Source organism: Rhodopirellula bahusiensis (assembly GCF_002727185.1).
Taxonomy (GTDB): domain Bacteria; phylum Planctomycetota; class Planctomycetia; order Pirellulales; family Pirellulaceae; genus Rhodopirellula; species Rhodopirellula bahusiensis.
In genome coordinates, this window is the sequence record NZ_NIZW01000002.1 from 611,718 (window position 1) to 624,933 (window position 13,216).

Consider the following 13,216-nt stretch of genomic DNA (forward strand, 5'->3'; position numbering starts at 1 on the left):
TGACGCATCACGGTCAATTTGAAAGTCAAAGGGATTATCGTCGGTGATGGCGATGACAACCGACGCTTTGATTTTCCTGTGTCGTTTGTGCCAACATTTGCAGATCAGTCCTCCGGAATCTGAATGCTATGTCGAGAATTCGGATCGTCAGGGTTACAGCGAACGTTGGCATCGAAGTGTTTCGGTGTTGAAATCAGCTTTCTCGCTCGAAGATTTCGCTCAGTGGCGCGTCATGTTCGTCGCGAATCAGCGTGCGTCCATCGGCCAATTTCGCGAAGAGATAATACAGGCCGGGGATCACAAGGACGCCGACCAGTGTGCCGAGCAGCATCCCGCCGACCGCGGTCGTTCCGATCGTTCGGTTGCCGATGGCTCCCGGCCCGGTGGCTCGCACGAGTGGGATCAAACCCGCGATGAAGGCAAACGACGTCATCAGAATCGGGCGGAAGCGGAGCTTGCCTCCTTCTATGCCGGCCTCCATGATGCTAAGTCCTTCCTGCCGTCGTTGAACGGCGAATTCGATGATCAGAATGGCGTTCTTGCCAAGCAGTCCCACCAACATCACCAACCCGATTTGGCAGTAGACGTCGTTGGCAAGACCCATCGACTTTAGAAACAGGAATGAGCCAAAGATACCCACCGGCAGAGAGGTCAGCACAGCCAATGGAATGATGAAGCTTTCGTACTGCCCCACCAAAACCATGTAGACGAAGATCACCACGATCAGAAAGATGTAGACCGCTGTGTTTCCCGATTTGGCTTCGTCGTAGGACAATCCTTGCCAGTCGATGTCGAACCCGTTGGGCAACGTTTCCTTGGCGACTTGTTTGATCGCTGCGATTGCCTCGCCGCTGCTGTATCCCTCTGCGGGTGCCCCTTGAATCGGTGCGGTTGGATAGAGGTTGTAGCGACTGATTTCGTTCAATCCTTGCTTCTTTTCGATTCGCATGAACGCGGAGTAGGGCACCATGTCTCCTGCTTCGTTTTTGACAAACATGTTGTCGAGATCATCTGGGTAGCGACGGAACTTCGGTTGGGCTTGGACGTAGACCTTGTAGAACTGGCCGAACCGAACGAAGCCTTGTTCCCACGTGCTGCCGATAACGATTGACAAGTTGTCCATCGCGTCTTTGATCGACACGCCCTTTTGCATCGCGACATCGTTGTCGATGATGACTTCGTATTGCGGGTAGTTGGCGGCGAAGAACGTGAACAGACCTTTCAGTTCGGGGCGTTTCCCCAGTGCAGCCATGAACTCGTCCGTGACTTGGCCGAGTTTCTGGTAGTCGCCACTGTTGGTTTTGTCGAGCAAGTTGACGGAGAACCCACCGGCGGCACCAAAGCCGGGGACGGCGGGCGGTTCAAAGAACTCGAGTTTGACGTTGGCAATGTCAGTCCCGCGTTCCTCCAATTCCTCGATGATTTCACGTGAGGTCAGTTCTCGGTCTGCCCACGGTTTCAGGTTGATGATGCAGGTTCCAGCGTTGGAGCCTCGGCCTTCCGTCAGGACTTCGTAGCCGGCGATGGAGGAGACCGAGGTGATCTCATACATCTGTTTGCAGATCTGCTGCAGTTCGTGACATTTCGAATTGGTGTATTCCAGGGTTGACCCGGGCGGTGTTTGCACGATGCCGTAGATCATGCCTTGGTCTTCCAACGGAATGAACCCGGTCGGCAGGACTTGGTTGACGACCAAAATCCCGTATCCAAAGACAGCAATCACCGCGACCGTCACCAATCGGCGACTGATGAGATGACGCAACACGCGAGCGTACCCGCCGGTCACGGATTCGACGCTGCGGTCAAATCCATGCAAAAATATCCCGATCGGACTTCGCTTTTTCGCGGCACCGTCGAAGCCTGAGAATGCGGCACGGAATGAGAACGCAGCCAGCACCGCGATCACGCCAGCGATGATGGCGATTCGCGTTGCAGTCAATTCAATTTGTTCGGAAATGACTTCGTGAACCAGTTCGACGTGAAGCAAGTAACGGACGGCGAAACCAATTGCCACGCCCAGCAGCAGACTGACCAATGCTCGGAACAAATAGGCGTGCCGGCCCGCGACCTTTTGCATCCCACGATTGAGCAGACCGATGACGCCGCGTTGAACGTTGTCGTCGAGCGGTTTCAAGATCATTGCGCAGAGGACCGGTGTCAGCGACAAAGCCACCACGCCGGAAATCACGATCGCCATGGCCATCGTCAATGCGAACTGACGGTAGAACACTCCGACGGGGCCTGTCATGAACGTGACGGGGATGAAAACGGCCGTCATCACCAACGTGATCGCGATGATCGCTCCGCTGATTTCCTGCACCACCTCGCGAGTCGCTTGGTAGGGCCCGAGATGTTTCGCGTGCATCTTTTCGTGGACGGCCTCGACCACCACGATGGCATCATCCACCACGACCCCAATCGCCAACACAAGTGCGAACAGCGTGATCAGGTTGATCGACATACCAAACATCAGCATGAAGAAGAACGTTCCGATCAATGACACCGGAACCGCCAATGTCGGAATCAGCGTGCTGCGGAAGTCGCCCAAGAACAGGTACACGACCAGAGAAACCAGAATGAACGCCTCGAATAGAGTGTGCAGCACTTTTTCGATCGAAGCGTCCAGGAAGTTCGACACGTCGTAGGTGACGGCGTAGTCCATCCCCGGTGGAAACTGCTTTTCCTTGATCGATTGCACCTTCTCTTTGACCTGTTCGATGACTTCCGCGGCGTTGGATCCGGGAGTCTGTTTCAGCACAATCGCGGCGGCGGGCAAGCCATCGATGTCCGAGTACAGGTCATAGAAAGACGAGCCGAGCGAGATGGTGGCGACATCCGATAGCCGCAGGATTTCCCCTTCGGGAGTTGCCCGCAAAATGATCTGGTCGTATTCCTCGGGCGTGGTGTACCGCCCCACCCAAGTCAACACATACTCGAGTGTTTGCGAGGTCGATCCAGTGGCTTGGCCGAGTCGCCCGGGGGTGCCGATCATGCTTTGATCGGCGAGTGCTTCCATCACGTCTTCTGCATCGATGTGGTACGCACGCATGCGGTTGAGATCCAGTTCGACTCGCATGGCGTAGGAGCGGTTGCCAAGAATCGATGCGAATCCAACGCCTGGAATGCGTTTGATTTCGTTGAGAATGTTGACCGTGGAATAGTTGTAAAGGTAGTTCTGGTCGACGTTTTCGTCGGTGCTGAACACGTTCACATACATCAGCATGCTGCTCATGTTCTGCATCACGATGATGCCTTCGCGTTCGACAATGGGCGGCAGATTGTTCTTCACCATTTGAACGCGGTTGTTCACGTTCATCACGGCGACATCGGGATCGGTGCCGGGTTCGAAGATGACCTGAATCGTGCCTTCGCCAGCACTGGTCGCGTCACTGAGCATGTAACGCATGTTGGGAACGCCGTTGATGGCTTGTTCCAGTATCACCATCGTCGAGTCGATCAGAATCTTGGCGCTCGCACCCGGATACGACACCGACACACGGACGCTTGGTGGCGCGACCGAGGGGAACTGCGAAATCGGCAACACGTTGATCGCCAGCCCACCCATGAACAGGATCAGCAGCGAGATGACGATGGCGAGGGCGGGCCGGTGAAGGAACTTTTCAAGCATGTTGCAAGCGGCGTTCTGGCAAGACGAACGCGTGCGTCGCGTCCGAGTGGAGGGATGGTAAGCAGAATCAGAGGTGACTATTCAGCGTGGTATTTCAGGTGGCTGAGGACGGTTTCCGGATCTCGGAATTCGTATTCCACCTTCTGGCCGTCGCGGACCTGCAAGATTCCCTCCAGCACAATCTTTTCGCCGGGCTGCAACCCTTCCGAGATCAGGAAGATGTCGTCCTTTTCGTTTTGAATCACGATCTCGCGTTGATGCACGACGTCTTCCGCGTCGATCACAAACGCGTACTTTTTCGCGAGGATTTCGAACGTCGCACGTTGAGGAATCACAACGGCATTTTTCGCGACTTGATTGATCAGCACGGTGCCGGTTTGGCCGTGTCGAAGCAGACCGTTCGGATTGGGGAAGTCTGCCCGAAAGGCAATGTTGCCGGTTTCATTGTCGAAGTCGGCTTCGATCGCACCGATCTTGCCGGGTTGATTGAAGATCTTGTGGTTGGCCAACCGGAGTTGAATGTTCAACGCGTCTTGGCTTTGCCCCGCGTTCATCGCTTCTTGGTATTCCAAGTAGCGAGCTTCGGGGACGTTGAAGTAGACCCACATGACGCTGTTGTCGGACAACGTTGTCAGCATCGCGCCCTCTTCGATCAAACTGCCTTCTTGTTCGTGCAGACGATCGACGATGCCATCAAAGGGGGCTTTGATGTTGGCGAAATTCATTTCCGCGCGAGCCAATTCGACGTTCGCGACCGCTTTGGCCAGTTTCGCCTCGGCCAGTTTGAGTTCCTGAGTGGAAACGATGTTTTGCTGGACCAGCTTTTGTGTGTTGTCGAACTCGACCTGAGCCAGCTTTGCTTCGGCCATGTCGGCATCCAATTTGGCTTCGTAGAGCGTTGGCAAAATTTGAAACATGGTTTGCCCTTTGGTGACCGCTTGCCCTTCGTTGACAGAGATTTCCTTCAGGTAGCCTCCTTCGAGAGCACACACTTCGATGTGCCGACGCGAGTGGATCTGGCAAACGTATTGCCGAGTCAGCATCACATCGCGAGCAACCGGACTGGTCACCACAATTTTGTGCTGAGGATGGTGCTCGCCCGATTCATGATGTTCGCCCGGTTCTTGATGTTCACCTGATTGTTGATGTTCACCTGATTGTTGAAGCGGTTGTTCGTGCTTGTCGCCGTGTGATTGGGGCGAGACGACGTTCGCGAGCGGAAGAGCGGATGTTTCGGTCCAATCGCCGCACCCCGCAAACAAGCAAGGGAAGGATGCAAAGAGGATTGCTTGGAACAATTTCATTTGGAGGGGCCGGGTGGTTTTGTTCATGGCTGGAACGCGGACGCGTGCTGCAGCGTCGCGGGATGTTTTCAGTTGATGAAAAAATTGCGATTCGATCGTTCTGCATTCGCGCCGCAGGCAAATTGTTGCGGCCGCGAAGGATGATCTTCGCGCGGTGAGAGCCAAAGCATGAGGTGTGCCGAAGAGCGAAAACGTGTTCTCAGATGGGCCAGAGACCCACGCGGCGCCCCCGATTTGCGGGCGAAAAAGAAATTGCGTTCGCGAGATTCGACTCAACGCATCACCGGTTGTCTGCAATTCGGTTCATGGCACCTGCAGCAAACTGCACGCGCGAGCGCGCTGGCGAAATTGGGGCGTTGCGGGCCGGGTAGGGGCAGACGCATCGATCCTCCCGGAGAGAGGGCGAAGAACAACGCTCAATGAACGGTCGAGTCGGTGAACCGTTCTGTCAATCGTCGAGAGGAGTCGACGATGATGTCGGCAGCTTCTTCCAACAAGACAATGCCGACATTCAAAACCAAGTCGTAGAGATGAGGGTCGGATTCGTCTTGATGGAAGTGCCCTCGGATGTAGTTCTGTCGTTGACGGTCCTTATTCAGGACCCAGTGGCGAGCTTCCTTCTCGGAGAGATGACGCTGTGACATGACTCGTTGTATGCGAAGTTTCAGCGGTGCGACGACGCGGACCGACACGCCTTGCTCTGGAGGAAGGATGTACTTCGCTCCTCGACCGACAATGACAACGTTCCCGTGCGACGCAGCCAGCAGGACGAGCTTGGAAACACGGTGCGTGTAGGTGGATTCAGAGAATCCCAGCCCGCCAATTCGAGAGGTCAGAATTTCGCTGAGCCAGTTTTCGTGCTTCTCATCCACTCGTTGAATCAGGCATCTCGGGGTCCCGTATTGCTGTTCCATGTAGTCGACGATCTCTTGGTCCAGCAGGTCCCACTGCAATTTTTCAGCGACCCGTTTTGCCAGTTCACTGCCGCCCGCACCGGCCTCTCTTGAAATCGTGATGTAGGGGCCCAGCCGCTTGTTGGCGTCCGATGGGGGGACTTCTTGTTGGCTGTGTTCCGCATGGATCCACTTCAAAACTCTCTCGTCGACACGTCGTTCTATCGCGGGGACTCGGACACTCATCGTGGTTGGACCTATTCGATTAAGGGATCGATTTTGTGAAGGACCGCACGAAAATGCAATTGATGGGCCGCGGTCGAAATTTCGCAGCCACCGCGGGGCCGCTTATCCAGCCCAGCACGGTGTGGAATGAGGCAACATTGTTTTCACGTCATTCGATTTCAGTCCCGCAGGAATGCAAGTTTCTGCATGAAAGCTGCAGGTGATTGCATTTGGAACGTTCGTTCGTTGATTCATCGGTTGCCCACGCGTGCGTCCGGGATGAAGCCCTCCAGCCTGTCGAAAGGGACGCAGTTCCGCACTGGCGAACGAAACCGAGTGAGTTGAGCCGGTTGATTGCGTTCGTGGATTGGGCTGCGGCGTGATTGCACCGCTTTGGTCTGCTATTTGCCTTGTCAGCCACGCGGTCGCTTCGCGTCTGTGTTTGGACTCAGCCGAAGAGTCGAACGTCTTGGGCATTCATTGCCATCCGCTAGCTCATCAAGCTCGCACTGAAACCTCCCGCCAAGTCGAAGCCGATTTAGAAATGGACAATGAACTTCATCTGTTGATCGTGGACGACGAGCCGAACATTCGGTCTGGTTTGGCTCGCGGACTCGAAAAGAGCTGTGACCATATTGAAACGGCCAGCTCAGTCAACGAAGCGCTCGACAAGTTCGATGCCGGGAAATTTCAGCTTGTGATCGCCGATGTGAAGATGCCCGGCGATCGAAACGGAGTGGACCTGGTTCGACTAATCAAGCAGCGGGACCCGGGAGTCATGTCGATCATCATCACCGCGAACGGAACCGTGGAGTCCGTGGTCGACGCCATGAAATCGGGCGCGTTCGATTTCATTTCCAAACCAATCGATTTGAACCTGATTCGCCAGCAAGTCGCGAAGGCGGCGGAGCATCATCGGCTGCAGCACGAAAACCATCACTTGAAGGAGAAGTTGGCAGAAGCCGGCGAGATGGCTGGCATCATCGGCAATTGTCAAGCGTTCCAGGATTTGCTCAAGCAAGTTCGGCAGGTTGCATCAACGGATGCAACCGTACTGATTCAGGGCGAAAGTGGAACCGGAAAAGAATTGATCGCACGAGCGATCCATGATTTGAGTGCTCGATCGAATGCTCCGTTCGTCGCGGTCAACTTGGGAGCCCTGCCGGAGAGTCTGTTGGAAAGCGAAATGTTCGGGCACGAGAAAGGTGCGTTCACCGGAGCGTCCCGGCAGAAGCCGGGGTGTTTCGAGCAGGCCGCTAGTGGAACGTTGTTCTTGGACGAGATCACTGAGATCCCGGCCAAGAGCCAAGTGGATTTGCTGCGAGTCTTGGAGACCGGACAATTCGCACGCATCGGTGGCGAGCAAACCCTTCAATCAACGGCGAGAATCATCTCGGCAACCAATCGCGATGCGAGGACGTTGGTGCAGGATGGAACGTTTCGCGATGACCTTTACTACCGATTGAACATCGTTCCGATCGAGGTGCCTTCGCTGCGGGATCGCCGGGAAGACATTCCGTTGTTGGTCGAACACTTCTTGACTCGGTTTTGCAATCGACACGGACGCGCTCTGAAATCGTTGACGTCCGAAGCCATGGATGCTTTGGTCGCGTCGAGTTGGCCGGGCAATGTGCGTCAACTTCGAAACCACATCGAACGGATGGTGGTGACAGTCTCGGGGGACACGATTGAACGCAGCGATCTGCCTCAAGAGCACCGGACGCAACAGAACGCACCAGCCACCACAATACGAACCTTGAATGAAATCACCGAGATGGCGGAGCGAACCGGAATCGAATCAGCTCTTTCCGCGAAAGATTTCCACCGGGAGCAAACCGCAAAGGCTTTGGGAATCAGCGTCCGAACATTGCACTACAAAATGAACCGCTACGGACTGCATTGAAAGCTCGTGCGATTGCAGTGGATCGAATCCGAACGGGAAAGAGTAGAACAGTTGTCCCCACTTATTCCGTTGGGCAGCGCACAACAGCCAAACCATGTTGCAACCGAGTTCACTCCCCTCCGTTCGCGTCATGCCTCTCAACACCGTCAACATTCCTCACGCCGGCCCCGTCCGGGGCGGCCGTTTCTTGGTCGCCCTCTTTCTCGGGGCTTCCACCCCGAGCTATGGAAGTCGGCCCCTCCGGGGCGATGTCGGCACACTTCGTTGCGCGCTGGTTTGTTCAGATCCGGTCGAGCAGGTCGGACTTCTTCCGGTCGAATTCTTCTTGGGTGATGTAGCCTTTATCGAGCAATCCGCCGAGGCGATTGAGCGTGTCAAACACGTCGTTCGGATTCGCTGACGCATCGGCGGCAGACGCTGGAGCAGTGGGCTGCTGTGCCGGGGCGTGTGGTTCTTGCTGCACGGGAGGAGTCGCGGGTGCTGGTTCGGGCGCCGGTGCCATTTGCGAAGTCTGTTCGACTCCGTTTCGGCTGACGACCGGGAGCGACGACAGCGGGACGACTCCGAATTGGCTGGTGAACGTGATCGAGCCATCACCGGACTGTTGTTGGCTGAAGCCGCCGATGTTGTGTTGCAATGTGTCGTACAACCAAACGTCATCGCCCGTTGCAACGGCCAAACGTTGTGCGTTGGCGAAGTACGCGTAACGCATTTGGTTCTGCGATCCGCTTGCCGATGGCGAACCGAGCTCTTGGGGCCACCAATTGCGCCGTGGGTCAGGAGCGAACAGGCTGTTTTCGCCCGAGCCCCCGCCGGCTTGTTGATCCTGATAGTTTGAGCCACCACTTTGGCTTTGCGACTGGAAGACACCGCTGCTCGTTCCGGTTTGGTTTTCGGCGATCGAGCGAGCACAGTCGTCACACAAAGATGAGACGCGGTACTTCAAGTTCTGATTGAACATGTCACCAATCATCATCATTCCGCCGGCCATCCATTGTCCCGAGCCACCGAATTCCGGGTGCGAGAATTGGGCCATGCTTCCGTTGCCGTTGTAAACCGCCGTCAACATGTGGCTGACCGCGTCCACGGAAAATCCATGACGATTGGATAGTGTTTGGGCGATTTGCTGGCCCATCGAAGAAAGTGGCAACATGGGAGACTCGCGGGAAACACTGATAGAAACAGATTGGTAAGACACTCTACGCCATCATTGTCAACCAATTCCCCCAAACTTCCTAGGGCCACATTTTCCGGCGTCGTTCGTTCTTCATCGAAAGTTTTGTGATGACCACGCCCGGATGACTCGATCGGTTCGGGCGTTTCATGGCACGATCGGGGCGTCGAACCGTTTTGGGTCGCAGGGCGGAGGCTCCGGGGCTGTGATTGTCCCCCGGGCGCTTCGCTGGTTGGTGCCGGTGGACCTCAGAAGAACAACAAGCAGAGGTGTCAAACGCAACAAGAATGCGTTTGTTAACGCGGCAGAAAGTTGCGCAGCGGAAGCATTGTGTCTCAGTAAACAACAAAGCCGCGTTCCAGGTGTGACGTTTGGTCGCAGGGACCGTCCTTAGATGGAAGGCAGGGTGCGGTCGTTCGCCTTCGGCAACGATTCGGAATGTCTGCCTTCTCTTCTTCTCTCAAGTGCTGCACGGGGATTGTCATGCCACTGCGTTGGAATCGTTTGATCGGGGCCTCGAAATCAGCTCGCTCTCGCAAGCAGCGTCGCCAATCGACTCGCCGAAAGCTGAGGTCGGAATCCTTGGAAACGCGAAATTTGTTGGCGGCAAACATCTTTCATAACGAAGCGATGCCAGAGGACGTCAATGAGGATGACCAAGTCACGGCGCTGGACGCTTTGACGATCATCAATCGAATGAACCGCGAGCAGGCCGGTGAAGCCAGCGACGATGGCGGCCGCGGGCAAAGAACCGACGTCAACAACGATGGTCGCAACAGCGCGTTGGATGCGTTGATGGTGATCAATCGCTTGAATCGCGGTCAGGACGGACAAAACGATCAAGGAGGACGTGGCGATGGGGCGGACGACGATGCCGACATGGAATCCGGTGATTCGAATGTTGGGGACACAGACGTTGGGGGCACCACGGAAGACGATTCCACAACAAACGATTCAGAGACGGATGATACAGCGACCGACGATACGACGTCCGGCGATCAAGCGGATTCGGCGATTGAGCTAACCGGCGATGCGGTTTTGGATTGGAACAACTTGTTCAACGAGTTGACGTCCAACAGCGAAGACTTTCAAAGCCCGGGTTATGCGTCTCGAGCGATGGCGATGTTGAACGTCGCGATCTATGACTCCGTCGCGATTGCTTCGGGAGATTCAGAGATTGCTTTCTACGACTACGACTCATCAGTGACCGATTCGTCGGGCGACGTCTCATCTCAAGCTGCCGCTTCGAGTGCCGCCTTTTCTGTCTTGAGTTCGCTGTATTCGGACCAGCAGGACACGATCGATTCGTTTTACGCCGACGTGTTGCAAACTTACAGCAACGATTCGGAAACGGAGGCTGGGTTGATCGTTGGTGAAGAGGTGGGCAGCACGGTGTTGGCGAACCGCGCGGACGATGGTTCTGACGCACTCGTTGAATACAAATACACCGATGAAGTCGGGTCCTTTCAATCTGATCCGCTCAACCCGGACGTTCCTGTTTGGGGACCTGGTTGGGGCGATGTCGACACGTTCGCGATTTCCGATGTGGATGCTTTCACGCCTGAATCACCGCCGGATTTGACCAGCGAGGAATACGCGGATTCCTACAACGAAGTGAAAGAGTTGGGATCGGTCGACAGCGAGACCCGCACGGCGGATCAAACCGAAGCGGGAATTTTCTGGGCTTACGATCGAGAGGGATTGGGCACACCGTTGTCGTTGTTCAATGACATTCTCGAAACGGTCGCGGTTCAAGAAGGCAACACATTCGAAGAAAACGCAGCGTTGTTCGCCCAGGCTTCGGTTGCAATGGCGGATGCTGCCGTTGTCGCTTGGACGACCAAGTTCGAAGAAGAGTTCTGGCGGCCGGTCACCGCGATTCAGGAAGGTGACACCGACGGAAACGCACTGACCGAAGGCGATGCAGATTGGACCGCTCTCGGGGCACCCGATGGTGGCGACGACATCGTTGGCTTCACACCTCAGTTTCCAACTTACATCTCCGGACACGCCACGTTCGGTGGTGCCTTGTTTGGCACGCTACAAGAATTCTATGGCACCGACGATATTTCGTTCACAGTTGCCTCGGAAGAACTCGAAATCCTGCTCGATGATCCCGACTTGCAAGAAGCGTATGGGCTGGATCTGGACGATGCCGAGCGAACGTTCGACTCGTTCAGTGAAGCGATGGCGGAGAATGGACGCAGCCGGGTCTATCTGGGCATCCACTTTGACTTCGACGATCTGGTCGGTCAGGAAGTCGGCCAGTCCATTGCCGCTTCGGTCGCATCCGAGTTCGCCGTGGCGACACCGGATGATTCGAGCGGCGAGGAGATCGACGACGACAAGCTTGCAACGATGGACGACGGACGCAATTCCGATGGCAATCGGGGCAACACTGGGAATGACTCGAGTTCGCGAGACGATATGAACCGTCGGTCGGACGAGGACGAACGTCTAGCTGCGATTGATCAGGTGTTTTCGCAAAACCGTTTGATTTGATAGCCGCAACAGAACCAAAGTTCGCGGGGATCATCGATTGATCCCTGCGACTGGTCGGCGGCAATTCGGATCATCAAGCCGTGACTTTGCTAGTTCCTTAGCAAACGCTGCATCATCGAGGCGACGTCCGTGGTTTCATAGAGCGTTTCCACCATCGAAACGTATTGCTTCGTGAACGTTTGGTTCTCGATCAGGTCACCGAACACCTCGGTGACTTCGAGGAATGACAACGGATCCTTGCGAGTTGCCTCCGCCGCGTCATGAAGCTGAGTTTTCAAGGCGTCGGTGATTTCTAGCGGGTTGCCGTCTTCGTCGGTCCGCTTGTCGCTGTAGAAACACCACGCCGCAATGACCAGCGTTGCAAATTGGATGCTGCCACCACGAGCCAAATTGTCTTGGATGGTCGGAATCAAAAAGACGGGCAGTTTGCTGGAACTCTCCAGGCAAATGCGTGAGAGAGCGTCTTTGATGTTGGGGTTTCCGAACCGCTCAAGCAACGTGTCTTTGTATGCCTCCAAGTCAATGCCATCGACTTGATCCAAGACTGGCGTCACTTCGACGTCCATGAACTGGCGAAGGTAGGATGCAAACAACGGGTCCGACACGCAGCCGTCGATGGTTCGGTGGCCATGGATCGATCCCAAAATTCCCAGCACGGAATGCCCGGCGTTGAGAAGGCGAAGCTTCATCTTTTCGTAGGGAACGACGTCAGGAACAAATTGAGCGCCGACGGATTCCCATGAGGGACGACCCGCAGAGAATTCGTCTTCCACCACCCACTGACAAAACGGTTCGCAAGTGACGGGCCATTGGTCCTGGAGTTGATGCTCTTCGGCCAAGTAGTCGATATCTTCGTCGGTGGTGACGGGAGTGATTCGGTCGACCATCGCGTTGGGAAAGCACACGTTGGATTCGATCCAAGTTGCCAACTCAGGATCTTGTTTCCGAGCGAAGCCGAGCACGGTTTTGCGAGTCAGGTCGCCGTTGTGCTGGATGTTATCGCACGACTGGATCGTGAACGCGGGAAGTTTGCGATCGCGTCGCCGTTTGAGGGCTTCGGTCAGAAAGCCAAACACCATCTTCGGCTTGGTTGGGTTTTCAAGATCGTGTTGAGCGTCGGGGTGATTCCAATTGAAATCGCCCGTGGTTGCATCCAGGTTGTAGCCGCCTTCGGTGATGGTCAGTGAAACGATCTGAGTTTCCGGACTGGCCATTTGCTCGATCACGGATTCGGGATCGTCGTACCCCAGCAAGAAGTCCATGATGGAACCGATCACACGGCTTTCGACGGTTCCGTTTGGATGCCGAATGATCAACGTGTAAAGGTAGTCTTGTTCTTTCAAAACGGCAGCGATCTTCTCGTCCGCGGATCGCAGACCGACGCCGCAGATTCCCCAATCGCACGAAGCGTCTGAACGCAAAAGCTCGTCGGTGTAGTAAGCCTCGTGAGAACGATGAAAGCCCCCTACTCCCACGTGCACGATTCTGGGGTTCAATCGACTGCGGTCGTACTGAGGCGGCGAAAGTTCAGCGGGCAGTTGCGACAGGTTGGCTTCGTTCAAAGCTCGCATTTGATTCGTCATGATG

General features: G+C 55.4%; 7 protein-coding genes. 2 read left to right on the forward strand and 5 right to left on the reverse strand.

Annotated features, from left to right (window positions below):
• Positions 1–193: 193 nt before the first annotated feature.
• The 3 genes from CEE69_RS05065 to CEE69_RS05075 form a co-directional block, all read right to left on the reverse strand.
• Positions 194–3,628: an efflux RND transporter permease subunit gene (locus tag CEE69_RS05065; protein WP_099259605.1), complete on the reverse strand. Its 3,435-nt coding sequence runs from the start codon at positions 3,626–3,628 to the stop codon at positions 194–196.
• 77 nt (positions 3,629–3,705) lie between these two features.
• Entirely contained in the window at positions 3,706–4,932 is a 1,227-nt protein-coding gene (locus CEE69_RS05070; protein WP_233214765.1) for an efflux RND transporter periplasmic adaptor subunit, read from the reverse strand.
• A 416-nt stretch (positions 4,933–5,348) separates the two neighbouring features.
• Positions 5,349–6,071 (reverse strand): cytidylate kinase-like family protein, encoded by a 723-nt coding sequence (locus CEE69_RS05075; protein ID WP_099259606.1) that lies wholly within the window; start codon positions 6,069–6,071, stop codon positions 5,349–5,351.
• A gap of 523 nt (positions 6,072–6,594) precedes the next feature.
• Between CEE69_RS05075 and CEE69_RS05085 the strand changes: the two genes are divergently transcribed.
• Positions 6,595–7,953 (forward strand): sigma-54-dependent transcriptional regulator, encoded by a 1,359-nt coding sequence (locus tag CEE69_RS05085; protein ID WP_099259608.1) that lies wholly within the window; start codon positions 6,595–6,597, stop codon positions 7,951–7,953.
• A 280-nt stretch (positions 7,954–8,233) separates the two neighbouring features.
• On the opposite strand, the gene CEE69_RS05095 is transcribed toward CEE69_RS05085, so the two are convergent.
• Positions 8,234–9,106: an SHOCT domain-containing protein gene (locus tag CEE69_RS05095; protein ID WP_233214767.1), complete on the reverse strand. Its 873-nt coding sequence runs from the start codon at positions 9,104–9,106 to the stop codon at positions 8,234–8,236.
• Between the two features lie 504 nt (positions 9,107–9,610).
• Between CEE69_RS05095 and CEE69_RS05100 the strand changes: the two genes are divergently transcribed.
• On the forward strand, positions 9,611–11,629 hold the full coding sequence (locus CEE69_RS05100) for a dockerin type I domain-containing protein (protein ID WP_099259610.1): 2,019 nt from the start codon (positions 9,611–9,613) through the stop codon (positions 11,627–11,629).
• Positions 11,630–11,718: 89 nt separating this feature from the next.
• Here CEE69_RS05100 and CEE69_RS05105 read toward each other — a convergent pair whose 3' ends face one another.
• Complete coding sequence (locus CEE69_RS05105) at positions 11,719–13,212, reverse strand: mannitol dehydrogenase family protein (protein ID WP_099259611.1); 1,494 nt, start codon at positions 13,210–13,212, stop codon at positions 11,719–11,721.
• Positions 13,213–13,216 lie beyond the last annotated feature (4 nt).

What these genes read in the sequence shown, in the direction of transcription:
- CEE69_RS05065 (WP_099259605.1), bottom strand. Translation starts at nt 3,628, where the DNA reads ATGCTTGAAAAGTTCCTTCACCGGCCCGCCCTCGCCATCGTCATCTCG.
- CEE69_RS05070 (WP_233214765.1), bottom strand. Translation starts at nt 4,932, where the DNA reads ATGAAATTGTTCCAAGCAATCCTCTTTGCATCCTTCCCTTGCTTGTTT.
- CEE69_RS05075 (WP_099259606.1), bottom strand. Translation starts at nt 6,071, where the DNA reads ATGAGTGTCCGAGTCCCCGCGATAGAACGACGTGTCGACGAGAGAGTT.
- CEE69_RS05085 (WP_099259608.1), top strand. Translation starts at nt 6,595, where the DNA reads ATGGACAATGAACTTCATCTGTTGATCGTGGACGACGAGCCGAACATT.
- CEE69_RS05095 (WP_233214767.1), bottom strand. Translation starts at nt 9,106, where the DNA reads ATGTTGCCACTTTCTTCGATGGGCCAGCAAATCGCCCAAACACTATCC.
- CEE69_RS05100 (WP_099259610.1), top strand. Translation starts at nt 9,611, where the DNA reads ATGCCACTGCGTTGGAATCGTTTGATCGGGGCCTCGAAATCAGCTCGC.
- CEE69_RS05105 (WP_099259611.1), bottom strand. Translation starts at nt 13,212, where the DNA reads ATGACGAATCAAATGCGAGCTTTGAACGAAGCCAACCTGTCGCAACTG.